We start from the raw sequence: 21,513 nt of genomic DNA, 5'->3' as shown, positions 1-21,513 counted from the left end.
TCATGGGATGGCCTTGCCATGGGAGAACAGGGCCGCCTCGACCTGGTCCGGCAGGACGTCGTTCCGGTGCGCGATGTCGTGGACGATGGTCAGGTACTGCTCGTACTGGGGGGTGGTCCAGCCGCTGGTCGGCCACCGGGCGTCGGTCATTTTGCATGCACGCAGGGCCCGGGAGACGACACTGTCCAGGATCAGCGGCCGGTGGGGACCGGTTGGGGTGTCGTGTCCGGCGAAGTAGAGCACCTTGGTGAAGAACGCCGGGCCCAGGTGCGGGATCCAGTGATCGTTGTTGAAGGCGTAGTACGCCGCCACGAACTCGCGTTCATGGAGCGTCTGCAGGGCTGTGGCCAGGCGGGTGTCGATGTCCGTGGCGGTGGTGCGGGTGAGCAGACGGGCGCGGCGGTGCACCAGCCGTGCCTTAGAACTCCTAACGAAATGATCTTCGGGGTGGTTGGATCACTCCGGGACTGTTCATCGGGGGTGCGGGGTGGCTCGGCGGAAGCCGTGGGATGTCGATGATGAGCTGTGGGCGGTGATCGAGCCGTTACTGCCGAAGGTGGAACGCCGGGCCCGGCATCCGGGGCGCAAGCGGCATCCGGACCGGCTGGTGTTCCAGGGCATCCTGTTCGTGCTGCACACCGGGATCGCCTGGGAACACCTGCCGCAGGAACTCGGCTTCGGCTCGGGCATGACCTGCTGGCGCCGGCTGGCCGAGTGGACCGAGGTCGGTGTGTGGCCCCGGCTCCACGAGACGCTCTTGGCCAAGCTCCGCAGCGCGGACGCCCTGGACTTCGCCCTGGCGGCGGTCGACGGCTCCCACGTCAGAGCGTTAAAGGGGGCATCAAGACGGGACGAAGCCCTGTCGACCGGGGCAGGGCGGGCAGCAAGCATCATCTGATCACCGACGCCACCGGGATCCCACTCGCCGTCACCCTGACCGGCGGCAACCGCAACGACGTCACACAGCTCATCCCACTGCTTCAGACCGTGCCGCCAGTGCGGGGCAAGTGCGGTCGGCCTCGGCGCCGACCCGACGCCGTGCTCGGTGACCGCGGCCACGACCACGACAAGTACCGCCGCCTGGTCCGCGTACTCGGCGTGAAACCGCTGATCGCTCGCCGCGGCACCGAACACGGCTCCGGGCTCGGCACCCGAAGCCGGGTCGTCGAGCGCGCGTTCGCCCACCCGCACTGGTTCCGCCGCCTGCGGATCCGCTGGGAGATCCGCGACGACATCCATGAAGCCTTCCTCATCCTGGGATGCGCGCTCATCTGCTGGCGACGCCTATCACAGCAGGTCCGAGACTCCGCCCTCCCGCTGTAGCCATTCTCTGACCGAAGGAGCACGGTCAAGGAGCCGGCTGACCCGCATTCCCTCTTCACGTGAGGTCACCCTCGGTAGCGGGGTGAAGTCGTCGGGAATCACGTCCAGCAGGCTCAGCACGTGGTCTCCCGCCCGCAGAGCGATCAGCAGTTCGCACCGCAGGTGACGTGGAACGTCCGGGCGGTGGGACAGGCTGTGCCACAGGGCCGGCCACAGGTAGTGGGTGCCGTCGGACGCCGTATTCGCTCGCACCCACGCCGGGTCCAACCGCTGGCTCAGGCCGAGGCCACACGCCCGCTCCTCCAACCTGAACAGCGAGGCCGAATCGATGACCTTCACCTCGCGAGGCAGCGGTTGGTCGAAGTCCATCACCTCATGCTGCCCGACAGCACCCCACGTCGCGCAACCGACCCCAAAGAGTCATTCCGTTAGGAGTTCTTAGTGCCACAGCCCCACACCAGGGTGGCGACCAAGAGGCGATGGCGGCCTTCGGCGCTGTCGGCCCGGCAGGCGAGACCGAAGACCGTCCGCCGGTCCACGCGTGGCCAGCGGCCGGAGACGGGACAGGCGTCGAGCTCCTCTGGCCACCATGCGGCACTCGGCAGAAGTGATGTCCAGCGTTCCGCGTCGAACGGCACCGCCTGTCCGAGTACCACGTCCCGCTCGGGCAGATCAGCACTTCCACACGTCTGGGCCACCGTCGGTCCCTTCGCCGGCTTCACAGGGCGATACGGCCCATACACGACCTGATGACCGTAGCGGGCTGCCAGCGCAGGGGAGTTGTTCCCGGTGCGCTATTCCTCGCCGGACGGTACAGAGGTATGGAAGGCCCGCAGCTCCGGGTCGGACGCCGCCTCGGCGAGCCAGACGATCCGCTGGTCGCCGGCGGCCAGGGCGTTCCTCGCCGTCTCGCACCAGTCCTCCCGGCCAAGGAGCGCCAGATAGCCGTTCCGGTATGTCCACCACCTGTGGACGGGGGCGATCGACCCCTGGTCACCGTGCTCGCCGAGGCTCCTGGCGAGGAGCGCGGCGATGTAGTACCGGCCGGGAGAGGGCCCCAGGTGCCCGAGGTGGCGCAGGTGTGCGGCCAGCACGTCCTCGGCGTGTGCGTAGCGTGCGAGGGTCGTGCCCATGCCCTGGCAGCAGGTGAGCACATGGAGGAGCCTGCCGGTGTGGTCCACGGCCTCGGCATCCGCCACCGACCCGGCGAGGGCCTGATGGGGACCTGCGGCCTGGGCGACCTTGCCGGCGAAGTATCCGTTGAGGAAGTCCTCGTCGACGGCCCTGCGCAGCGGCCACGGTCGGACGTCCGGATGGCCGTCAACCAGTCGGCAGAGCGCCTCGACCACGTAGATCCGTCCCCAGCCGGCCACAGCAGTGGCTCCGCGCCACCGGGCAGCCGCTCCATCGCGCTCGCCGCGAGCGGCCCGAAGGTGTGGGAGAGCAGCCCGATGGTCTAGATGTACGGGGCATCGTCGACGGTGCCTGTCGCGGCGAGCAGAGCCAGACCCACGACGACGTCGTCGGTGCCGGTTCCATGCCTGACCAGCCGGCGCCCGGCCTCCCTGGCCCGCGCCCTCGCGCGCAAGGCGGCCTCGGTGATGCGTGGGGTGGGATAGATGGGCACGTGGACGCCAGCCTCGGCGAAGCCGAGCGGGACGGTGCCCGCGGCTTGGCCGCCGAGCATGCCGCCGCCTACGGCCTGTGGTTCGAAGTGGTCGCCCGTCTGGTGAGGTTGGTGGAGGCGGCCGGGGCCTTGATCATCTTTGTGGGGGCGGTCTGGGCGTTCGCCCGCTTCCTGGCGGCGGGGGTGCGTGACCGCGGTGGCCTGGAACACGGATTCAACCGGATCAGGCTGTCCTTGGGCCGGTTTCTGACGCTGGGGCTGGAGTTCCAGCTCGCCGGAGACGTACTGCGCACGGCGATCGCGCCGAGTTTCACCGAGATCGGGCAGCTCGCCGCGATCGCGGCGATCCGGACCGTGCTGAACTACTTCCTGGGCCGGGAGATCGCGAGCGAGCGCGCTGAGCTCGAGCGCGAACGCCGCCGGCAGGAGCGCAAGGGGCAGGATCCCCGTTCCGCGGCGGGGCTGGCGTGACCGTGGCCGTCCAGTTGGCCGCCCTGGCCGTCACCGCCTTCGGGCTGGTGGCCGCCGCGGTGGTGCTGGCGGTGGAGCGGCGGTTGATGCCGGCCCTGGCCGTCCTGCTGGACTTCCTCATCGCGGCGGGACTGCTGCGGCTGGCCGCCGAGCCGGCCTGGGACGCCATCGCGGCGGCCGCCGCCGTGATCGCCGTCCGCAAGCTCGTCACCGCCGGACTGCGCGCCGCCCAGCCGCACTGATTGGGCAGATCATCGACCTCCGGCGGTGAGGCGGAGCGCGGTGCCGGTGAGAGGCCCGCGCGATCCGGTGGCGAGAGGCCGGACGTCCCCGGCACCCGCCGTACTCGCTGGACGCACAGCGCCGTGGCTTACCAGACAGCGCGGACAGCAGGGGCCTCGGCCGGTGTGCAGCCGCTTATCCAGGGGTAGCGGCAGCACATCGCGCAGGGCGCCGGGTGTAAGCACCGCGATGCGTGGCACTGGCATGCCTCATGGTGCGATGGGTGTTCAGGGCTGCGGGGGCGGTGCGCGGGCAGGCGCTGGCGGCGGGGCGGGCGGCGCGGCGTGCCTGGCGGGAGCCGGGGCGCGAGCGGGACGTGGTGGTGCAGTCGCTGAAGGCGGCGCTGGCGGCGGTGGTGGCGTGGCTGGTCGCCGACCGGTGGCTGCACGCGCCGCTGTCGTTCATCGCCCCGTGGGTGGCGGTGGTGCTGGTGCGGACCACGGTGTACCAGTCCCTGGCCCAGGGGGTCCAACAGGTGGTCGCGATCACGGTGGGCACGGTGGCGGCCACCGCCGCCGGAATGGCGCTGGGCGTCCCGGTGGTGGCGATGGCCGTGGTGCTGCCCGTGGTCCTGCTGCTGAGCGCCTGGCCCAAACTGGGCGACCAGGGCACCTATGCGGCCACCGCGGCGCTGTTCACCCTCGCCTTCGGCGATCCGAGCGTGGACCTGGCCGTGGCCCGGGTGCTGGAGTCGCTGCTGGGCGCGGTGGTCGGGGTGGGAGTGAACATGCTGATCCTGCCGCCGACCCACCTGCGCTCCACCGAGGAGTCGGTGCGGCGGGTGGTGGAGGAGGCCGGGCAGACCATCCGCTCGGTCGCCGACGGCCTGGGCGATGCCTGGGATCACCAGCGGGCCCGGGAGTGGGAGGGGCGGGCCCGAGGCCTGTTCGGCCTGACCGGCCAGGCGCGCTCGGCCCTGGAACGGAGCCGGGAGAGCACCCGGCTCAACCCCGATCCGCGCCGCCGCGCCCAACTGCGGCACATCCAGGCCCCCTACCGCCACACCGTCCGGGTGCTGGAGCAGCTGGCCGACTACCTGGCCGACCTGACCCGCACCCTGACCGAGGCCTCGGGCGACATTCCGTCCGTGCCGCGGCCCGGCGGCCCGTCGCTGGCCTCCTACGCACGCTTCCTGCGCCAGGTTGCCGACGCGATCGACGCCTACGGACATGTCACCACCGGCGAGGACGACCCGGCCTCCCGCGACTGGCTGAACCGCACGGTGGAGGAGATCCGCACCGCCCACGACCGGCTGCGCGAGACGCTGGTGGGCCAGGGCACCGCCGATCCGCAGTGGATGGCCCTGTACGGGTCCCTGCTGACCGACGCCCGCCGCCTGGCCGACGACCTCCTGACCGAACCCCCGCACCCCGGCGACGGCGAGTAGCGACGCGGGCACACCGGATGCAGCCGGGCGCATCCCGCCGCCGCGAGGGCGGCAGCCGGGCCGGGGTCACACGAGCATGTGCAGCAGCAGGAAGCCCAGCAGTCCGGTGAACAGGGTCGTCGTCGCCCAGGGCGTTTCACGCACCTTGTGCGCCTCCCTCATCAGCTCCTCCAGGATCAGAAAGAGCAGGGCCACCGCGCCGAAGGCCAGGACGACGTGGTAGCCGAACTCGCCCAGGAACGGCGAGAGGAGGGCGCCGACGGCGCCGCCGGCGGCCATCGCGGCGGTGATGCCCGCGGTGATCTGCCAGATCCTGCGCCGGCCGGCGACGTCCTGGAGGCTGATGGCCAGCGACAGGGTGACGAAGAAGTCCTCCAGCAGCAGGCCGACCGCCAGCAGCAGGCCGAGCCTGAGGTCCTCGGAGGCCGCCACGCCCAGCAGGAACCCGTCGACGGTCAGGTCGACGCCGACCACCGCGGCCAGTCCCGGTCCGCCGGACTGCCGGCCGCCGCCCAGATTCTCCGAGACCGCGTCGAGGACCAGTACGGCCGCCAGCCCGATGCCGACCCCGACCGCGGCGGCCGCCTTCGTGCCTTCCGAGACCGGGGCGAGCAGTTCCAGCGCCACCGCGCCGATGAGCAGGCCGGCGGCGAAGTGCTGGATCACGCTGGCCACCCGCGGCCGCGGCGGGCGCCACAGGCCGACCGCGGCACCGACCGGGATGAACGCCACCGGCCCGGCGACGACCCCCACAAGCTTCAACGTCTCCATCGCGCCCCGGTACCCGGCACCGCGGACAGCCACGCCGGCCGGCGGGAGCACCGCCGCGGCATGGCCGGAGGTTCACTCCCATGGCTTCTTCCCCGGCTTCCCCGGTTTCCCGGCGGGAGCCGACTGCCAGCCGCTGCCGGGAAGTACCGGAACCGCCCGGCAGATCACCCGGTGGACGGCGCACGGGGCAGGGCGTTCCCCGAATGGGGTCCGCCACCGCGGCGGCCCGGCACGGCAGCACCGCCCGCGGCTCTGGGTCAGAGGTGGGAGAGGGTGAAGGAGACCAGGAATCCGGCGACGGTGATCAGACCGATGGCCAGATGGGTGTCCTCGAAGGCTTCGGGGATCATCGTGTCGGCGATCATGGCGAGGATGGCGCCCGCGGCCACGGCGGTGACGGCCGCCACCACCGCCGGTGACAGTCCGCCGACCACGGCATATCCCACCATGGCGGCAACGGTGCTCGCGGCGGCGATCGCTCCCCACACGCCGAAGACGTAGCCGCTGCCGCGGCCCGCCCGCTTCATGCCCGCGGAGCTGGACAGTCCTTCGGGGATGTTGCTGATGAACACCGCGGCGACGGTCACCAGGCTGACCGCGCCGCCGTGGGCCAGGCCGACGCCGATGACCGCCGACTCCGGTACGCCGTCCAGCAGCGCCCCGAGGGCGAGCGCGAGGCCGGAGCCGGACTGCTCCTCCTCCGATGGCTGCTGCTTGCGGTGGCCGGAGCGTTTGCGGTGCCGCGCGCCCCGGCGCGCCAGGGCGGCGTTGCCGGCGGTGTAGGCGGCCGCACCGGCGAGGAGGCCGACCGCGGCCGGGGGCAGGCCCGCCTCCTCGTGGGCCTCGGCGATCAGCTCGAAGGAGACCGCCGACAGCAGCACCCCGGCGCCGAAGGCCATCACCGAGGCGATCACCATGCGCGGGATCCGCACCACGTAACCCAGCACCGCACCCACCAGCAGCGCGGACCCGGCCACCAGGCCCCACGCACCCGCCTCCACCACTCCCGCCATGCACCGCCCGGTACCCGTACGGCAACGCCTCAGGCATCCCCTTCCGGGTGCGCCGCGAAGCCGTGGAGAGGAGCGCGTCGGCCGAGCGGCCCCCGGCGGGGGCGGCACGGCCAGCTGCCTCCGGAGTTCCGACTGTCCATCGGGCCGGGCGGGGTGTCCTTCACGCGCACCGCGCCGCCCTGCTGAAAGTTTGCCCCGTCGGCCGACCGTGCCGGCCGACGGTCGCGGGGGTCCGGGCGCTGGGGGAGGCGCCGCCGTCGGCCGATGGCGGGCAGCCCCGCTGAAGGGGATCTCAGGTCGGGAGAAGGAGGGTGCTGCGAGCGTGCCCGCATGCCGCGAAGGTGCCTTGTGCGGTCAGGCGGCCTCCCAGGCCGGGCACACACCTACAGCGGCAGTGATCATTGCACTGTTCGACGATAAACAACTTTTGCCCGTTTTCAGACTTTCGCTCCTTGGGTGCCCCGGTGCCGGACGCTCCCGGCGTCCACTGTAAGTCCCTCGCGAAGGAGGACTCCATGGACAAGGAACACGAGAACCCCCACACCCGGCACGGCGACCGGCGCGTTGAGGAGCTCCGGGAGAAGTACGGCGACATGGCCGACATGACCACCGACGAGCTCAAGCAGCGCGCACAGCGGCAGGGCATCAAGGAGCCCTGGTCCAAGGGCAAGGAGGAACTGCTGCGCGCGCTGTCCGGCTGACACCAGGACGAACCCGTCCGGCAGCCGGGCGCGACGGCACAACTCCCGCGCCCACCGGCCGTGGGAGGACCGAGAACGACCGAGGAGGCAGCATGGCTCAGAACCGCGACAGCGACAACGCCCGTGCGCAGCACGGCGACCGCCGTCTGGAGGAGAAGCGGCAGAAGTACGGCGACCTCGCCGACCTGACCGTGGACGAGCTCCAGGAACGCGCCGCGCAGAAGGGCATCAAGGACCGCTCGCAGATGCGCAAGGACGACCTGCTGCGGGCGCTGACCGACAAGTCTTGAGCGCCCACGTGCCCGTGCGGGCCGGCCCGGCACAGGGCTCGGCCCGCACCCCCTGTCCCCGGTGCGGGAGCGTCTTCCCTTCCCCGCGCGGGGCTACTGCCCGCGGGAGACGACGCTGATCTTGCCGGTCTTCTCCAGTACCGCGTACCTGATCTGGTCCATGCGTTCCAGCCCCTGGCTCTGCCGTGCGGCCTGGAGGATGTCCGACTCGGTGATGTGCAGTTGCTTCAGCCGGTCGGTCAGAAGCCGTCCGTCGTCCACCACGACCACCGGGGTGCTGTCGGTGATCCGGGAGAAGGCCGGGAAGCGGAAACCGAGGTAGTCGGTGAGCCGGTCCACCGCGACGAGGGTGGTGACGACCAGCGCGGCGGTGGTCAGGGAGAAGTCGTCACCCAGCAGTGCCTGCTGGGTGGCCTCGCTGATGATCAGCAGCAGGACCAGGTCGAAGGTGTTGATGCTGGACAGCGACCGCTTCCCGCCGGCCCGCAGCAGCAGCAGGATGAACAGGTAGACGACCAGGGCGCGCACCACCGACTCCACGGCGGTCTCCTTTCGACGGGCCTGGGCGGACCCGCGGGTTCAGGGGTAGACGAACTGCTGGAAGTCGACCGCGGGTCCGGCTTCCCCGACGGTGACGGTGCCGGGGTGGGGGCCGATGGCGTCGGGCCGGTAGGAGATCCGGACCTCGGGCGGGGCCGCGCCGGCGGGGAAGGTCAGCCGCAGCCCGTCCGGTGTGCTCTCCCAAGTGTCCGGCTCGGGGATCACCTGGCTGATGTCGGCACCGTCCACCCAGTCCGAGGACAGGGTCAGCGCCACCTGGCCCTCGGAGACGGCCGCGGTGCCGGTGATGATCTGCAGGTCGGTCTTGGCCGTGTAACGGGTGAGCCCCGGATATTCGACCGTGAGCGCCCCCGCGGCGGCCGACGCCTGCCGGGAGGCGAAGACGCCCAGTCCGCCGAAGAGGCCGGCCAGCGCCGCGACGAGGATCACGGCCATCACCGCCCAGGCGACCCGCTCGAACACCCACTCACCACGCTCGAACCGGTCGTTCTCGTCCACCTGGAGTCCCCGGGAACCCATGCGCACCACCTTCCTCGACACCCCGTCGTGTCCCTCCTGCACGGGAAACCAAGGGGGGAAAGCCGCCGATTCCCCCTTTCGATACCGCCCGAGCGTCCGTCCGGGGGAGCCCGGCGGTAGCTCGCGGGCCCTGTGCGCCGCCGGTGGACCGGATTGAGGGGTCCCCGCAGGGCGGACACGTGCCGGGCCCGGTCCTCCGGTGTACCGGAGAACCGGGCCCGTGGCGTACGGCCGCGCTCGCGGGCGCGGCTCGCGCGGGGTGGGAGTTACCGCTGCCCGCCACCGCTGTTCTGGCCGCCCTTGCGGCCGGCCTCGGCGGCCTTCTCGCGGTCGTTGGCGAAGTTGCCACCGCTCTCGTGGCCACCCTGGCGGCCCGCCTCCGCGGCGCGCTGCGGGTCGTTGGCGAAGTTGCCACCGCTCTCGTGACCGCCCTTGCGGCCGGCCTCGGCGGCCTTCTCGCGGTCGTTGGCGAAGTTACCGGGGTTGTCGGAGTTGTTGGACGCAGCCATGACTGCTCCCTTCGCTCGTTGTCTTGCAGGTCCCTTCGCACCATCGGATGCCCGATGTGTCTACCGGTAATCGCGGCAAAGTGTGCTGAACCAGGTTGAAAGCTGACCTCACTGTTCCTGATGCCTCGTCAGCTCCCGTGATATCCACAGACCTTGTCGGGTTCCGCGAGGAGCGGCGGTGAGGCCCCCGGCGTCGTGACACGGCGGAGTAAGGGCCCGCAGAGAATTAATCTGCTGGTTTGATCTTGGTCTGGCCTTCGGCTGTCGCCAGGAACAAGGCCACGTCGGCAGAGGTGCGGAACCTGGCTGTCGAGGGCGGGATCGCATAACCGCGTTCGGCCAGCAGCGGCTGGACCTGGTGAACCGCCCGGGTGAGGGTGCTGCCGTTGACACCGAACAACTGGGCCAACAGGTCTCGGGTGCCGACTTTGCGCAGGCAGAGCACAGTGGCCAGGATTCGGTCGGCCGTGGTCAGCTTGTCTTTGGCTCCGGCTCCTGGAGCGCGGAGTCGTTCACCGCCGGGGTGCCGGAACCGCTCCCGCTCACGCGCGGCGGTCAAAGCAGGGGCCAGCTCGCTCAAGAGCGCGTCCAGGTCCCGGCCGGGTATGCCGGTCAACTCGGGGCTGCGCAGTGCCGCAGTTCCGGGCCGCCGCGGCGCCTGAGCCGGTGGGAGGCTCGGTGCTGTGCTGCTCGTGCCTGGGGTGTCGGGATGGAGGGTGTAGTTCCAGTCGCCGTGGAAGCGGTGCCGCGTCATGGCCAGGGCGTCGGTGATCTTCACGCCCGTGTGGTAGGTGCCGGTGTCGAGTTCGGCGTGGACGGTCAGCCCGGTTGTGGTGGTGGTCGCGGCAATGCTGTTGACGATGATTCCATGGCTGGTTAATGGCCTGCCGCGCCAGTTGAGGGTGATGTGGGAGAACAGCCGGTGCTCGATCTTGTTCCATTTCGAGGTGCCCGGCGGCAGGTGGCAGACGGTGATCTCCAGGCCGGTCTCGGTGGCCAGGGCGGCAAGCTCGGTCTTCCAGGCCCGGGTGCAGTAGCCGTTGGAGCCGCCGGCGTCGGCGGTGATCAGCAACCTGGTGGCCTGTGGATACTCGTGCCGGCCGCGGGCCTGCCACCAGCGCCGGATGGCGGCCACCGCGAAGGCGGCGGTGTCGTGATCGGTGCCAACGCTGACCCAGCCGGTGTTCGCCGTCACGTCATAGATCCCATAGGGGATGGCCTTGCCGACCTGCCGGTCGGCGAAGTCATCCGTCTTGACCATCACGGGTTCGCCAGTCGGCCGCCACTGGCGGCCGGCATTCTTGTACTAGCCGACCAGCTCCTTCTTCTTGGTGTTCACGCTGATCACCGGGTCCCCGGCGATGAGGGTGTCCCACAGGTGTTCCGTTGAGCAGGCCGAACCAGGGGCTCAGGGTGTGCCCGCCGAGGATGAGGTTGACCGACTCCCCCACGGACAGGTGATTTGCGCCAGACGGTCCGAGCGGGTTCCGACAGGTGCGCCGGTTCCGCTTCGCTGCGGCCACCATGCCGCGCCGTCATGCAGCAGAGCGACCGTCCACCGCACGCCCTGCCGCCGAAGGCTGCGGGCGAGTTCGTTGACGCGTTCGGACCAGTCGTCCACCGGCTGCGGGGCCTGGGACAGCCGCTGGCTGTGGGGATGTGTCAGGCCGATGACGCCGACGGGGCCGACGACTGTGTCGACCACGGCGCAACCGGGCAGACCGACGTCGACGTTCGCGCACAGCAGAGGGAACGGCAGCGACTTGGCGCGCGTCCGCAGCGTGGACACGCCGCCGTCGAACTCGTGGTTGCCTACGGCTGCCGCCGAGATGGGCAGTTCGGCGATGTCCTTCCAGGGCCGTGCATCGGGCAGAGAGTGCGCCGCACCCATGGCCAGGTCACCGGTGTCGAGCCAGATGGTCGTCTCCGTGAGGCTCTCAGGCTGCGGTCCCGCTTGACGCCGTAGACGATTGCCGGGTCGAGAGTCGCAGTACCCGGCACGAATGGCGCTTGGGACTCCGGGCCACGGCGGTCACGCTCGGTCAGCACCTTGCCCATGGTGTTCCCCGGGGTGGCCGGTTTCACCGAGTGGTAGGGGGCAGGCCGAGCGCGGTCCCTGGCACGGCGCCGCACCCGGCCGGTTCACAGGCCACTCCGCCCGGTGCCGCGCCGCCGACCATGCCGCTGTGTCCAAATCCTCAGTCGGGTGAGCAGCGGATGCGATGGGTAGGCGCACAGGAACCCGCCACCGCAAGACCGGTCGGTAGGGGACCGCGCGGCGCGACCGCCGGAGAGCGACGCACCCCGGAAGGAGATTCCACCGTGGCTGATGCCGCACGAGCATCACGGGTACTCATCGATCTGGTGCAGGTCAGTCATACCGCGACGTTTGAACAGCTGCCGGGCCTGGTGATCGAGCACGCCTCCGCCGCATGTCTGCATCAGACTGTCCTCTTTGCGGTGGACCTGCAGGAGACCCTGCTGCGGGAGATCACCGGACGCGGACCGGATGCGGGCGAGGGAGGACAGGAGCTACGCGTCGACGGCACCCTGCCGGGCCTGGCCTACCAGCGGGTGGACCTCGTTCCCGAACCGGGCAAGGTAGATGAGCGGGGCCTGCGTCGGTGGTGGGCGCCGATCACCGATGGCGTGGAACGTTTGGGAGTGTTGCGCACGGACACCGCCGACGACGGCGAGGAGACCCGCGAGGTGCTGCGGGCCCTGGCATCGGTGGTGGCGCTGCTGCTGCTGAGCAAGCGGTCCTTTAGCGACTCCTATGCCCGCCTGGTGCGCACCGCGCCGATGAACGTGGCCGCCGAGATGCAGTGGAACCTCACCCCGCCCCCCGCCTTCGCCGGGCACAACATCACCATCGGCGCGGTCTCGGAGCCGGCCTACGAGATCGGCGGCGACGCTTTCGACTACGCCGTGGCCGAAACCACCCTCCACTTGGGGGTCTTCGACGCCATGGGCCACGACGCCACCGCCGGGCTCACCGCCAACGTCGCGGTGGCCGCCTGCCGCAACGCCCGCCGCCAGGGCGCGGACCTGGCCGAGACCAGCCGGAAGGTGGAGGAGGCCCTAATCGAGCAGTTCGGCACCAATCGCTACGCCACTGGGATCATCGCCGAGCTGGACCTGGAGACCGGTTACCTGAGCTGGGTCAACCGAGGCCACCATCTGCCGGTGCTCGTCCGCACCGGCAGATGGTGGCTCCAGTTGCGCTGCCCGCCGGCCGGCCCGATGGGCACGGGCCTGGGCCTGCCGGTCGCCGTGTGCCACGAGCAGCTCCAGCCGGGCGACCGTCTGGTGCTGTACACCGACGGCATCACTGAGGCCCGCGACGCCGGCGGCGACCAGTTCGGTTTGAAGCGTTTCACCGACTTCGTCCTGCGTCATCATTCCGGACAGTTCACCCTGCACGAGACCCTGCGCCGCCTGGTCCACGCCGTCTTGGACCACCACGCTGGAAAACTCGACGACGACGCCACCGTCCTGATGGCCGAGTGGCGCGGTGGCCACCAGGATGATTTGACTCCCTGACCTTCCGGCGAAGGACGTGGGACACCGACGCCCAACCGGAAGAAGACGCGGTGCACCGCAGCCGGGACGCCTCGTGCGAATCCCCCGAGGCGCTGATGGTGCAAGTGCCTCCCCTGAGCACCGACCACCTCCTGCTGCCTCGGGTAGGCGCAGGAAAACGGATCCACGGAACCGATGTGCGGATGACTGGCACCCGGAAAGTCCCTGCCCGTACAGGGAAGGGAGGCGGGATCTCGGCCTTGCCGCTCACCGGATGCCGGCCACGCGCCACCGTCGGCACGGCCTCCCGTATTCGTCCGGGCGGAGCGGGATAGATCACCTGGCAGGGTGATCAAAAGAATCAAAACGTGCCAGAAGTTACAATGAGGGTGCTTTCTGGTTCTGCTGCCTTCTCTGCAGGAGGAACGATGGCGAAGAAGAGCGGGAAGCCGCACAAGGGCGACAGGGTCGCCTGGAAGAGCCACGGCGGCGAGGCCGTCGGCCGGGTCGAGGAGGAGATCACCTCCCGTACCGAGGCGGGGGGCCGCACGGTGAACGCCTCCTCCGACGATCCGCAGTACCGGGTGCGCAGCGAGAAGTCCGGCGGCGAGGCGGTTCACCGCCCCGAGGCCCTCCACGAGAAGGACTCCGAGGGTGACTGAGCACGACGGCGACCGCGGCGAGACCACCGACGAGTTCAAGAAACTGGTCAACCTCACCCCCAAGCAGCTCCAGGACTGGCTGGAACGGGAGGAGTCCAAGGCCGCCGGGCAGCACCCGGGCGGCGGAGAGAGCACCGGCCACGCCTCCGGCCGCCGCATCGTCGAGCTGTTGCGGACACCGAAGTCCGACCTGAGCGACGACGACCTCGCGCACATGCGCAAGGTGACCGGCTACATCAAGCGGCACCTGGCCCAGCGCCCCTCTGGCGACGTCACCGACACCACCTGGCGGCACTCCCTGATGAACTGGGGACACGGCCCTCTCAAGGACGGCTGACGTCAGTCTTCCCACACGCCGGAGAGTGGGAGCAGCGTTCCGCCCGGGTACAAAGGGCTGCGGCGGCGGCAAACAGATATGGGGGCCGGTCTGCCGCCGCTTAGCATCCCGTGGCTTGGCCGACAAACGCCCCTCGGCCGGGGAGGCCAAGCCAAGAGTCGGAACCCATCGAGGAGCCCGGAAGGACAGGACTGCCCTGGTGCGGCGGGCGACAGCTCCTCGTCTGCGAGGCCGCACTTGCCGCCGGCTACAGGTCGGCCACAAGTCCCGGTCCCTCTCGTGCCCGCTCGCCACCAGGCCCTTCACCGGCTCGGCCCCTGGTGCTATCGGCCTTCTCCCGCGAGCTCACAGACGAGGCGCTGTGTGGTCGCCTCAGCGGCCGAGTGCCTTGGCGAGTTGTTCCTTGTTCATCGACGAGCGTCCCTCAATGCCGCGCTTCTTGGCCTCGGCGTAGAGCTCGTCACGGGTGGGACCGCCGGATCCGGAGGACTTCCCGCCTCCGCTTCCGGAGGACCGGCCACCGGACTTGCTCTCCCCCGCCTGCGCCCGCTGCTTGTTGACCGTCCTGGCCGCCAGCTCCTTGGCCCGTCCAGAGGACGCGCCGCGGCTCTTGGCGCTGTCCTTGATGTGCTCGTACTGCCGCTCGCGTTTGGAACCAGACTTCTCGGGCACGACTTTTCCCTTCTGCTGCGCTTATGAGTCTTCTGTCCCAGTGCCCGGGAATCGGCTGACCATCCTTTTCACCGCGCGGTGCCGGAAGGCGCGGCCACAGGGCGCCTCGCCGCTGCGAAGGCCGACGCCTCAGGACGTGTTGCCCGGTTCGTTGCGCCGGGTCTCGAACTCGGTGTGCCCGTTGGGGCAGCGGGGAATTTCATCACCTTGCTCGACGTGGACCTTCTCCGAACACTCGGCGCAGTAGAAGTCGCCGGTCTTCTGCGCCTTCTCTCCCGCGTGTGCTGCCATCGCGCTCACCTCCTTGTCGCGCGGCGCCCTGCCGGGCTCCGGGTCATTCGTTGGTTCCTGCCGTGGTGGCCGCTCCGGTGGTTGCAGTTGCCCATCCGCAGGGTGAGGTTCTTCATGAACGCCTCGCCGAACGGATAGTGCTCCACCTGCGGCGGATAGACCCCGATGGTGCCGACGGTACCGGCCTTGGCCGCCATCCGCACCGCCCAGCGGGCCGCCAGCGACGGCGCGTCGCCGGGGACCCAGGTGTCGCCGTCGGGCCGCTGCTCGGGGGCGATCTCGTCGCGCTCGCGGTCGAACTCCCGCGCCTGTCCGGCCAGAGCCTCGGCGGCCGGGCCGCGGGCGGGGCGCTGCGCGTCGACGCCGACCGCGTCGACCACCCGGTCCACGCCGATGCCGCCGGTCAGGTCCAGGACCGCCTCGACGGGTTCCTCGGCGTTGAAGTCGACCGTCTCGGCGTGCTGGTCGCGGGCCAGGTCGAGACGGTCGGGGACGCCGTCCACCACGATGATGCGCCCGGCGCCCTGGAGCCGGGCGCAGGTGATCGCGGACTGGCCGACGGGGCCGGCACCGAGGATCGCGACCGTGTCGCCGGAGCCGATCTCGGCCAGCCGCGCGCCGAACCACGCCGTGGGGTAGATGTCGGACAGCAGGATCGCCTGCGCGTCGTCGGGCGCCTCCCGGCGAGGACCTGGGGAGATCGCGGGTGCCCGGGTCCCCGACGCTGGAAACGGCCGGGCGGCCGCCCTCCCCGCGGCCCGTGGGGCAGGTGGTTACACCACCCACCCCCGGGGTACCGCGGACCGGGCACCGGCAGCCGGGCGGGCCGGGGCCCGCCCGCAGGCACCCGCGCGACCAGGGAGAGCACGGCGATGGCAGTCACCGGGGGTTCCGCCGACGGCACCGCGGCACGAGAGGGCCGGCAGGCGCGGGAGGTGCGGGAGATACGGGAGGAAGCCCTGCCGCTAACCGGGCCGGAGTCCCTCGACCCCTTGCTGGAGCGGATCGGTGACGCCCGCTACGTGGCCGTCGGCGAGGCTTCCCACGGCACCGCGGAGTTCTACCGGTGGCGGGCGGAGCTGACCCGCCGGCTGATCGTGGAGAAGGGCTTCTCGCTGGTGGCCGTGGAGGGTGACTGGCCCGACTGCCAGGCCCTGCACCACTGCGTCACCGGCGCCCCCGGCAGCCCGGAGGACCCCGGGGAGGTGCTGGACGGCTTCGGACGCTGGCCGCGGTGGATGTGGGCCAATACCGAGGTGCTGGAGTTCGCCCGGTGGCTGCGCGAGCACAACACGGCGCTGCCGCCGGGGAGCGCGTCGGCTTCTTCGGACTCGACGTCTACAGCCTGTGGGAGTCGCTGCACGCCGTATTGGACCACGTGCGCGAGCACGACCCCGACCAGGTGGAACAGGCCCTCGCCGCCTGCCGCTGCTTCGAGCCGTACGCCCGGGATCCGCAGTCGTACGCGCTGGCCACCCAGGTGGTGCCCGCCGGGTGCCAGGCGGAGGTGGTCTCCCTGCTGGCCGGACTGCGGGAGCGGGCCGGCCGGAGGCGGGCCGCCGGCGCCGACGGCGGCCCGGCGGCGGAGTTCACCGTCCGGCAGAACGCCGAGGTCCTGGCGGGGGCGGAGCGCTACTACCGGGCGATGGTGCGCGGCGGCCCGGAGTCGTGGAACATCCGCGACCACCACATGGCCGACACCCTCGACCGGCTCACGGCCCACCACGGCCCGGGGACCAAGGCGGTGGTCTGGGAGCACAACACCCACGTCGGGGACGCCCGGGCCACCGACATGGCCGACGCGGGCATGGTCAACGTCGGGCAGTTGCTGCGCGAACGGCACGCGACCGAGGGCGTGGTGCTGGTCGGCTTCGGCTCCCACGAGGGAACGGTGGTCGCCGCACAGCAGTGGGGCCTGCCACCGGAGACGATGGAGGTGCCGCCCGCCCGGGACGGCAGCGTGGAGGACCTGCTGCACCGGGCGCTGCCCGGCGGCTCGGCCCTGTTCCTCTGGGAGGACGGCGGCGAGGCGGCCCCGGCCTGGCGCCGCGAGGAATTCGATCACCGCGCCATCGGGGTCGTCTACCGGCCGCAGGCCGAACGCTGGGGCAACTACGTGCCCACCGTGCTCACCGACCGCTACGACATCTTCCTCTACCTGGACCGCACCCGGGCGCTGGCCCCCCTCCACCGCTACGAGCACGGCACGGGCGAGGAGGAGACCTACCCCACCGGCCAGTGAACCCCACGGCTGCGGGCGACCGGTCGACGGTGAGCACGAGGCCACGGCGCTCCGGAGGTCGGCCGACCTCCGGGGCGCATCACCCTGAGAACAGCAGGTGCGAAAGTCTCCGCCCCGGACCCGCGCCCCAGGGTGGCCGTACACGGCCTGAACGGCAGACCTGAACACGCGGCGGTGCTTCGGGCAACTCCGTCAGGCTGTACCGCGCGAACCGCACGGGCCCCGAGTCGTACTCGCCCGGCGACACGTCATCGAGCGTTCGGGTGCACCCCCTGCGCCTAAATTGGGAAGAAACACCGACAGAGCTCATACGTTTCGCTCCACGGGTACTCCTACCGGTGCCGCACTCCGGCGACCGGACGCCCGCCCCCTTCAGGAGTTGACGACGTGGCCCTGTCCTACCCCACCCAGCCCGGCGACATCGATCATCTGATCGCCGACGACCACGCGATCGTGGAGAGGCAGTTCCAGCACCTGGAGGCCGGCCGCGGCGACCGCCGGACCCTCGTCGACCAGATCGGCTTCGAGCTGTCGCTGCACGCCTTGGCCGAGGAGGTCGTGCTCTACCCGCTCTGGCCCGAGCTGGGCATGGAGGACGCCAACCACGACGCCCGCGACGAGCACCACGGCATGAAGGAACTGCTGGTCACCCTCGAGGACACGGAACCGGGCGAGGCCGAGTTCGAGCGGGCGCTGACCGAACTCATCGCCCTGGTACGCCACCACGTCGCCGACGAGGAGGGCGAGGAACTCCCGGCCTTCCGCGCCAAGGTGGGCCCGGAGCGGATGGCCGACCTGGGCCGGCAGTTCATCGCCGCCAAGCGGCAGGCGCCGCCCGCCCCGCACCCGCACGCGCCCGACGGCGGCGGCGCCGCCGAGAAGGCCGCCGGCAAGCTCGCCAAGCCCGTCGACGAGGGCAGGGCCTCCGCGACGGGCAAGAAGAAGCGGCTGGCCACCGACGCGTCCGGGCTGCTCGACCCCCAGGCACAGGCCATCGTCGACGCCCACTCGGCCCTGGAGCCCCTCCCCTTCGAGACCCTCGCCCCGGACCAGGCCCGCAAGCAGCCCGGCCCCGACGCCGCCGTCAAGAAGGTGATGGAGGAGCGGGGGATCGACGGCCCCGAGCCGGTGGGGTCGGTGGAGGACCTGACGATCCCCGACGCGGCCGGCGGCGAGCAGACCCTGCGCGTCTACACCCCCGCCGCCCCCGCCTCCGGCCCGCTGCCCGTCATCATGTGGATCCACGGCGGCGGCTGGGTGCTGTTCGACATCGACACCTACGACGCCTCCTGCCGCGGGCTGGCGAACAAGACCGGCGCGATCGTGGTGTCGCCCGGCTACCGGCGCGCGCCGGAGGCGGTCTTCCCCGCCTCCCACGACGACGTCCTGGCCGCCTACCGCTGGACCGTCGCCAACGCCGTACGGCTCGGCGGCGACCCGGCCCGCATCGGCATCGGCGGGGAGTCCGTCGGCGGGAACATGGCACCCGCGACGATCCTGCAGCTCGCCGCCGCCGGGGAGCCGGCCCCCAGCGCGCAGGTCTGCGTCTACCCCCTGACGACCGCCGATCAGTACGGGGAATCGATGGAGGACGCCGCGGACGGCCGGCCCCTCAACCGCGCGCTGCTGAGCTGGATGGCGGCGCACGCCTTCGACGGCAGGCCCGACGCCGCCAAGGACCCGAGAGTCGATCTGCTCGGGCTGCCGGCCGACCGGCTGGCGGCCATGCCCCCGACCCTGGTGATCACCGCCGAGCGCGACGTCCTGCGCAGCCAGGGCGAGGAGTACGCACGCCGCCTGCAGGACGCCGGGGTGCCCACGACCCTCACCCGCTACGACGGGGTCATGCACGAGTTCTTCGGCGCCTCGGCCGTCCTGGACAAGGCCGAACAGGCCCAGCGGGAGGCCGCCGACCACTTCGGCCGCGCGTTCGCCGACAGCAGGTGACGGACACGGCCGGGCAACGGCGGCACAGGCCCCCGTCCGCTCCCCCTTCACGGTAGCCGGTCGGCGGCGGGCGCCGGCCGCAATGCCCGCACCGGGGAAAGGGACGAGGTCATGGCGCGGCTCGGGCAACCGACGGCGATGGCGGCAGACGGCCCCACCGTGCTCGGACACGCAGGGCTCACGATCGGCGCCCTGTCGTTGAACGCGGGCGTCGGGCGGCGAACTCGCCCGCTGGTGCCACAGGTGACCGGCGCCCGAGCCCCCGTGCTCGGAGACGGCCTGTGGACCGGTTCCTTCCGCCGGTTCGTGGACGAGCGTGGCCGCGCGGCCGGGAGGCGAACGCGGCGGGCGCGTCAGTCCCCGGTGAGCGTACGGGCCAGGGAGGCGAGGTCGTCGGCGGCCAGGGTGGGGGCGGTCATGGCAGCCGGGTAGACCGCGGCGCCGCGACGCAGCCAGGCGGCGGCGAGACCGGCGCGGCGTGCTCCGTCGACGTCCCAGGGGTGCGCCGCGGCCAGCAGCGTCTCGTCCGCGGCCACTCCCAGCCGGTCGATCGCGTACCGGTAGGCGGCGGGGGCCGGTTTCCAGGCCCGGGGGCCGCGGACGTCCAGAAGCGCCTCGAAGTACCCGAGCAGCCCCGCGCCGTCCAGCAGGCGTTCGGTCGTGGAGGCTGCGCCGTTGGTCATCGCGGCCAGGCGGAATCCGGCCTCCCGCAGGGCGCGCACCCCCTCGGGCACGTCGGGATGCACCGGGAGCGCGCCGAGCCCGGCCAGGACGTGCCGGACGGCGTCATCGACACCTCCCGACCGCTCGGGCAGGCCGCCCAGCAGGGCACGCAGCCCGTCGGCGGCCAGGTCGCCGAACTCGGCGAAGCCGCCGGCCGCGGTGAGCGCGAAGCCGTCCCGCAGGACTCCGGCGAACCACAGCGGTGCCAGGTGTCCGGGCGCGCCGACCTCTTCGAACCGGTCGCGCAACGGTGCCATGTCGCTGAGGGTCTCGTTCACGTCGAAGACGATGAGACGCGGTAGGGAACGCATGGACTCCTGCCTGCTCGTCTGGCCATGGCCGGTCGTCGCGGGTGCGGATCACAAGTGTCACAGTGGTGCGGTGTCTCCCCTGGCTTCCGTGTGATTCCGCGTGGCGCGGTATGCGGGCACGGCCGAACGCCCTTCGCCGGGCGGCACTCGGACGCGGTCACCCGAACGGCCCGGGAAGGGGGCCGTCCGGACATGACGGGGTCTTCGTCGGGTACTCCTGGCCCGCCGGCGGCGCATGCCGCCGGGCCGTTCCGCGAACCGCTCCGGAGGAAGACGATGGCCCAGCAGATCAACGAGATCATGACGGCCGACCCCACCACCGTCGCACCGCAGACCCCGATCGTCGAGGTCGCCCGCCTGATGCGGGAGGAGGACATCGGCGAGGTGCTGATCGCCGAGGGCGACCACCTGCGCGGCCTGGTCACCGACCGCGACCTGGTCGTGCGGGCCATGGCCGACGCCCGTGACGTCGAGACCACCACGGCGCAGGACGTGGGCAGCACCGACCTGGTCACCTGCTCCCCCCACGACGAGGTCCCCGAGGCCGTCCGGCTGATGCGCGAGCACGCGCTGCGCCGGCTGCCGGTGCTGGACGGAGACGCCCTGGTGGGAGTGGTCAGCCTCGGCGACCTCGCCGTCGAAGAGGACCGCGGCTCCGCGCTGGGCGACATCAGCGCCACCGAACCCAACCGCTGATCCCGGGCCGGGCCTGGGGCCTACAGCCTCGGGCGTACCCCCGGCTCCTCCTCGACCGGGTGCTGCCGCAGCAGCGGCAGCACCGCGTGGCCGCGGGCCGCCTCCAGCAGGAAGGCGAGCCCGGCGTAGAGAGCCAGCAGGGCCAGCAGGAGGCCCGTGATCCCGGCGGCCGTCTCCCAGGCGGACGAGGCCGTGAGCTCGGCGATCCCGGTGACGGCGAAGCGGATCGCCGCCAGGGTCACGACGGCGCACGCCACCGGCTTGGCGAGGTCGGCCGAGGCCGCCACCAGCAGGATTGCCGCGGAGGCGAGCAGGGCCACTCCCAGCGCGTCGCTGTACCCACCGGGAGGCAGCAGGGCGGTGGTGGCCCCGGCGGCGGCCCAGGTGCCGGACAGCACGGCCATCCCCGTCAGTGCGCCGGGGTCCCGGCACAGGTAGCCGAGCACCGAGGCCAGCAGCTGCAGCGGCACGGTCAGCACCAGCACCGCCAGTGCGACGAGGCGTCCCTCGGCCGCCCCGATCCAGCCCAGCTGGAGCGCGCTGAAGAGCGTCGTGGCGAAGGCAAGGGCGAGGAAGCCCAGCGGCAGCGGGTCGGTCCCGGGGCGTAGGACGACACGGACGTCCGCGCCGCTTTCCTGGTGGGGCCGGTGGTTCAC

Annotated in this window: 29 protein-coding genes and 2 pseudogenes; 13 read left to right on the top strand and 18 right to left on the bottom strand. The window is 71.5% G+C overall.

The genetic code is table 11. The annotated features are described in order from the left end of the window. Positions 1-411 (bottom strand): 8-oxoguanine DNA glycosylase OGG fold protein, encoded by a 411-nt coding sequence (locus tag ACFSJS_RS09655; RefSeq protein ID WP_380898947.1) that lies wholly within the window; start codon positions 409-411, stop codon positions 1-3. Between the two features lie 76 nt (positions 412-487). On the opposite strand from ACFSJS_RS09655, the gene ACFSJS_RS09650 reads away from it, so the two are divergent. After that, positions 488-1,323 (top strand): IS5 family transposase gene (locus tag ACFSJS_RS09650; protein ID WP_380898889.1). Its coding sequence is split into 2 segments (ribosomal slippage): positions 488-824 and positions 824-1,323, totalling 837 coding nucleotides; the frame shifts between segments, so codons are not numbered across the junction. Here ACFSJS_RS09650 and ACFSJS_RS09645 read toward each other — a convergent pair. The 4 genes from ACFSJS_RS09645 to ACFSJS_RS09630 form a co-directional block, all read right to left on the bottom strand. Beyond that, positions 1,288-1,692, bottom strand: coding sequence for a hypothetical protein (locus ACFSJS_RS09645; protein ID WP_380898888.1), 405 nt, complete (start codon positions 1,690-1,692; stop codon positions 1,288-1,290). The genes ACFSJS_RS09650 and ACFSJS_RS09645 overlap by 36 nt on opposite strands. A gap of 59 nt (positions 1,693-1,751) precedes the next feature. After that, positions 1,752-1,979 (bottom strand): 8-oxoguanine DNA glycosylase OGG fold protein, encoded by a 228-nt coding sequence (locus ACFSJS_RS09640; protein WP_380898946.1) that lies wholly within the window; start codon positions 1,977-1,979, stop codon positions 1,752-1,754. A gap of 138 nt (positions 1,980-2,117) precedes the next feature. Then, positions 2,118-2,696 carry a hypothetical protein gene (locus tag ACFSJS_RS09635; RefSeq protein ID WP_380898887.1) on the bottom strand — a complete coding sequence of 193 codons (579 nt, stop codon included), beginning with the start codon at positions 2,694-2,696 and terminating at the stop codon, positions 2,118-2,120. A gap of 83 nt (positions 2,697-2,779) precedes the next feature. After that, positions 2,780-2,950 (bottom strand): hypothetical protein, encoded by a 171-nt coding sequence (locus ACFSJS_RS09630; protein WP_380898886.1) that lies wholly within the window; start codon positions 2,948-2,950, stop codon positions 2,780-2,782. Positions 2,951-2,995: 45 nt separating this feature from the next. On the opposite strand from ACFSJS_RS09630, the gene ACFSJS_RS09625 reads away from it, so the two are divergent. The 3 genes from ACFSJS_RS09625 (at position 2,996) to ACFSJS_RS09615 (ending at position 5,090) form a co-directional block, all read left to right on the top strand. Further along, positions 2,996-3,421 (top strand): DUF1622 domain-containing protein, encoded by a 426-nt coding sequence (locus ACFSJS_RS09625; protein WP_380898944.1) that lies wholly within the window; start codon positions 2,996-2,998, stop codon positions 3,419-3,421. Then, positions 3,418-3,663, top strand: a complete 246-nt coding sequence (locus tag ACFSJS_RS09620) for a hypothetical protein (protein ID WP_380898885.1) — start codon at positions 3,418-3,420, stop codon at positions 3,661-3,663. The genes ACFSJS_RS09625 and ACFSJS_RS09620 overlap by 4 nt, the downstream gene beginning before the upstream one ends. A gap of 263 nt (positions 3,664-3,926) precedes the next feature. After that, entirely contained in the window at positions 3,927-5,090 is a 1,164-nt protein-coding gene (locus ACFSJS_RS09615; RefSeq protein ID WP_380898884.1) for an FUSC family protein, read from the top strand. Between the two features lie 66 nt (positions 5,091-5,156). Here the strand turns inward: ACFSJS_RS09615 and ACFSJS_RS09610 are convergent, their stop codons facing one another. Then, positions 5,157-5,861 carry a ZIP family metal transporter gene (locus tag ACFSJS_RS09610; protein ID WP_380898883.1) on the bottom strand — a complete coding sequence of 235 codons (705 nt, stop codon included), beginning with the start codon at positions 5,859-5,861 and terminating at the stop codon, positions 5,157-5,159. A 257-nt stretch (positions 5,862-6,118) separates the two neighbouring features. Then, entirely contained in the window at positions 6,119-6,874 is a 756-nt protein-coding gene (locus ACFSJS_RS09605) for a ZIP family metal transporter (protein WP_380898882.1), read from the bottom strand. Between the two features lie 515 nt (positions 6,875-7,389). Here ACFSJS_RS09605 and ACFSJS_RS09600 point away from each other — a divergent pair. Both ACFSJS_RS09600 and ACFSJS_RS09595 read left to right on the top strand, forming a co-directional pair. Next, positions 7,390-7,575, top strand: coding sequence for a hypothetical protein (locus ACFSJS_RS09600; protein ID WP_380898881.1), 186 nt, complete (start codon positions 7,390-7,392; stop codon positions 7,573-7,575). 92 nt (positions 7,576-7,667) lie between these two features. Then, a complete protein-coding gene (locus tag ACFSJS_RS09595; RefSeq protein ID WP_380898880.1) occupies positions 7,668-7,865 on the top strand; it encodes a Rho termination factor N-terminal domain-containing protein in 198 nt (65 codons plus the stop codon). A 93-nt stretch (positions 7,866-7,958) separates the two neighbouring features. Here ACFSJS_RS09595 and ACFSJS_RS09590 read toward each other — a convergent pair whose 3' ends face one another. The 6 genes and pseudogenes from ACFSJS_RS09590 to ACFSJS_RS09570 form a co-directional block, all read right to left on the bottom strand. Then, on the bottom strand, positions 7,959-8,405 hold the full coding sequence (locus ACFSJS_RS09590; protein WP_380898879.1) for a DUF421 domain-containing protein: 447 nt from the start codon (positions 8,403-8,405) through the stop codon (positions 7,959-7,961). Positions 8,406-8,444: 39 nt separating this feature from the next. Further along, the gene (locus tag ACFSJS_RS09585) at positions 8,445-8,945 is read right to left on the bottom strand and encodes a hypothetical protein (RefSeq protein ID WP_380898878.1); all 501 of its coding nucleotides are present in this window, start codon (positions 8,943-8,945) and stop codon (positions 8,445-8,447) included. Positions 8,946-9,211: 266 nt separating this feature from the next. After that, complete coding sequence (locus tag ACFSJS_RS09580; protein ID WP_380898877.1) at positions 9,212-9,454, bottom strand: con-10 family general stress protein; 243 nt, start codon at positions 9,452-9,454, stop codon at positions 9,212-9,214. A 226-nt stretch (positions 9,455-9,680) separates the two neighbouring features. Then, a complete protein-coding gene (locus tag ACFSJS_RS28005; RefSeq protein WP_417823523.1) occupies positions 9,681-10,013 on the bottom strand; it encodes a helix-turn-helix domain-containing protein in 333 nt (110 codons plus the stop codon). A 147-nt stretch (positions 10,014-10,160) separates the two neighbouring features. Continuing rightward, positions 10,161-10,811 (bottom strand): annotated as a pseudogene (locus tag ACFSJS_RS28000) (ISAzo13 family transposase); the annotation flags it as partial. 51 nt (positions 10,812-10,862) lie between these two features. Next, positions 10,863-11,345 carry a bifunctional UDP-sugar hydrolase/5'-nucleotidase gene (locus tag ACFSJS_RS09570; RefSeq protein WP_380898876.1) on the bottom strand — a complete coding sequence of 161 codons (483 nt, stop codon included), beginning with the start codon at positions 11,343-11,345 and terminating at the stop codon, positions 10,863-10,865. A 431-nt stretch (positions 11,346-11,776) separates the two neighbouring features. Here ACFSJS_RS09570 and ACFSJS_RS09565 point away from each other — a divergent pair, with 431 nt between their 5' ends. The 3 genes from ACFSJS_RS09565 (at position 11,777) to ACFSJS_RS09555 (ending at position 13,975) form a co-directional block, all read left to right on the top strand. After that, a complete protein-coding gene (locus tag ACFSJS_RS09565; protein ID WP_380898875.1) occupies positions 11,777-12,997 on the top strand; it encodes a PP2C family protein-serine/threonine phosphatase in 1,221 nt (406 codons plus the stop codon). A gap of 407 nt (positions 12,998-13,404) precedes the next feature. Continuing rightward, a complete protein-coding gene (locus tag ACFSJS_RS09560) occupies positions 13,405-13,638 on the top strand; it encodes a hypervirulence associated TUDOR domain-containing protein (RefSeq protein ID WP_380898874.1) in 234 nt (77 codons plus the stop codon). After that, positions 13,631-13,975 carry a DUF3140 domain-containing protein gene (locus tag ACFSJS_RS09555; RefSeq protein ID WP_380898873.1) on the top strand — a complete coding sequence of 115 codons (345 nt, stop codon included), beginning with the start codon at positions 13,631-13,633 and terminating at the stop codon, positions 13,973-13,975. Before ACFSJS_RS09560 ends, ACFSJS_RS09555 begins: the two co-directional genes overlap by 8 nt. A gap of 372 nt (positions 13,976-14,347) precedes the next feature. Here ACFSJS_RS09555 and ACFSJS_RS09550 read toward each other — a convergent pair whose 3' ends face one another. From ACFSJS_RS09550 to ACFSJS_RS09540, 3 genes are all read right to left on the bottom strand, one after another. Continuing rightward, positions 14,348-14,647 carry a plasmid stabilization protein gene (locus tag ACFSJS_RS09550; RefSeq protein WP_380898872.1) on the bottom strand — a complete coding sequence of 100 codons (300 nt, stop codon included), beginning with the start codon at positions 14,645-14,647 and terminating at the stop codon, positions 14,348-14,350. A gap of 129 nt (positions 14,648-14,776) precedes the next feature. Then, the gene (locus ACFSJS_RS09545; RefSeq protein ID WP_380898871.1) at positions 14,777-14,938 is read right to left on the bottom strand and encodes a zinc ribbon-containing protein; all 162 of its coding nucleotides are present in this window, start codon (positions 14,936-14,938) and stop codon (positions 14,777-14,779) included. A 5-nt stretch (positions 14,939-14,943) separates the two neighbouring features. Then, entirely contained in the window at positions 14,944-15,516 is a 573-nt protein-coding gene (locus ACFSJS_RS09540) for a zinc-binding dehydrogenase (protein ID WP_380898943.1), read from the bottom strand. Between the two features lie 294 nt (positions 15,517-15,810). Here ACFSJS_RS09540 and ACFSJS_RS09535 point away from each other — a divergent pair. From ACFSJS_RS09535 to ACFSJS_RS09525, 3 genes and pseudogenes are all read left to right on the top strand, one after another. Next, a pseudogene (locus ACFSJS_RS09535) lies at positions 15,811-16,173 on the top strand (erythromycin esterase family protein); the annotation flags it as partial. Between the two features lie 38 nt (positions 16,174-16,211). Next, a complete protein-coding gene (locus tag ACFSJS_RS09530; protein ID WP_380898870.1) occupies positions 16,212-17,180 on the top strand; it encodes an erythromycin esterase family protein in 969 nt (322 codons plus the stop codon). A 387-nt stretch (positions 17,181-17,567) separates the two neighbouring features. Then, entirely contained in the window at positions 17,568-19,127 is a 1,560-nt protein-coding gene (locus ACFSJS_RS09525) for an alpha/beta hydrolase fold domain-containing protein (RefSeq protein ID WP_380898869.1), read from the top strand. Positions 19,128-19,480: 353 nt separating this feature from the next. Here ACFSJS_RS09525 and ACFSJS_RS09520 read toward each other — a convergent pair whose 3' ends face one another. Beyond that, complete coding sequence (locus ACFSJS_RS09520) at positions 19,481-20,161, bottom strand: haloacid dehalogenase type II (protein WP_380898868.1); 681 nt, start codon at positions 20,159-20,161, stop codon at positions 19,481-19,483. Positions 20,162-20,437: 276 nt separating this feature from the next. On the opposite strand from ACFSJS_RS09520, the gene ACFSJS_RS09515 reads away from it, so the two are divergent. Further along, a complete protein-coding gene (locus tag ACFSJS_RS09515) occupies positions 20,438-20,857 on the top strand; it encodes a CBS domain-containing protein (RefSeq protein ID WP_380898867.1) in 420 nt (139 codons plus the stop codon). A 20-nt stretch (positions 20,858-20,877) separates the two neighbouring features. On the opposite strand, the gene ACFSJS_RS09510 is transcribed toward ACFSJS_RS09515, so the two are convergent. Further along, positions 20,878-21,513, bottom strand: a complete 636-nt coding sequence (locus ACFSJS_RS09510; protein WP_380898866.1) for an acetate uptake transporter family protein — start codon at positions 21,511-21,513, stop codon at positions 20,878-20,880.

This window comes from Streptomyces desertarenae, assembly GCF_042681365.1.
Taxonomy (GTDB): domain Bacteria; phylum Actinomycetota; class Actinomycetes; order Streptomycetales; family Streptomycetaceae; genus Streptomyces; species Streptomyces desertarenae.
This window is presented reverse-complemented; position numbering and strand designations above follow the sequence as displayed.

Bases quoted from the DNA above. Each gene is read 5' to 3' on its own strand.
- ACFSJS_RS09645 (WP_380898888.1), bottom strand. From the start codon at position 1,692: ATGGACTTCGACCAACCGCTGCCTCGCGAGGTGAAGGTCATCGATTCG.
- ACFSJS_RS09610 (WP_380898883.1), bottom strand. From the start codon at position 5,861: ATGGAGACGTTGAAGCTTGTGGGGGTCGTCGCCGGGCCGGTGGCGTTC.
- ACFSJS_RS09605 (WP_380898882.1), bottom strand. From the start codon at position 6,874: ATGGCGGGAGTGGTGGAGGCGGGTGCGTGGGGCCTGGTGGCCGGGTCC.
- ACFSJS_RS09600 (WP_380898881.1), top strand. From the start codon at position 7,390: ATGGACAAGGAACACGAGAACCCCCACACCCGGCACGGCGACCGGCGC.
- ACFSJS_RS09595 (WP_380898880.1), top strand. From the start codon at position 7,668: ATGGCTCAGAACCGCGACAGCGACAACGCCCGTGCGCAGCACGGCGAC.
- ACFSJS_RS09585 (WP_380898878.1), bottom strand. From the start codon at position 8,945: ATGGGTTCCCGGGGACTCCAGGTGGACGAGAACGACCGGTTCGAGCGT.
- ACFSJS_RS09580 (WP_380898877.1), bottom strand. From the start codon at position 9,454: ATGGCTGCGTCCAACAACTCCGACAACCCCGGTAACTTCGCCAACGAC.
- ACFSJS_RS09570 (WP_380898876.1), bottom strand. From the start codon at position 11,345: ATGGGTGCGGCGCACTCTCTGCCCGATGCACGGCCCTGGAAGGACATC.
- ACFSJS_RS09560 (WP_380898874.1), top strand. From the start codon at position 13,405: ATGGCGAAGAAGAGCGGGAAGCCGCACAAGGGCGACAGGGTCGCCTGG.
- ACFSJS_RS09545 (WP_380898871.1), bottom strand. From the start codon at position 14,938: ATGGCAGCACACGCGGGAGAGAAGGCGCAGAAGACCGGCGACTTCTAC.
- ACFSJS_RS09520 (WP_380898868.1), bottom strand. From the start codon at position 20,161: ATGCGTTCCCTACCGCGTCTCATCGTCTTCGACGTGAACGAGACCCTC.
- ACFSJS_RS09515 (WP_380898867.1), top strand. From the start codon at position 20,438: ATGGCCCAGCAGATCAACGAGATCATGACGGCCGACCCCACCACCGTC.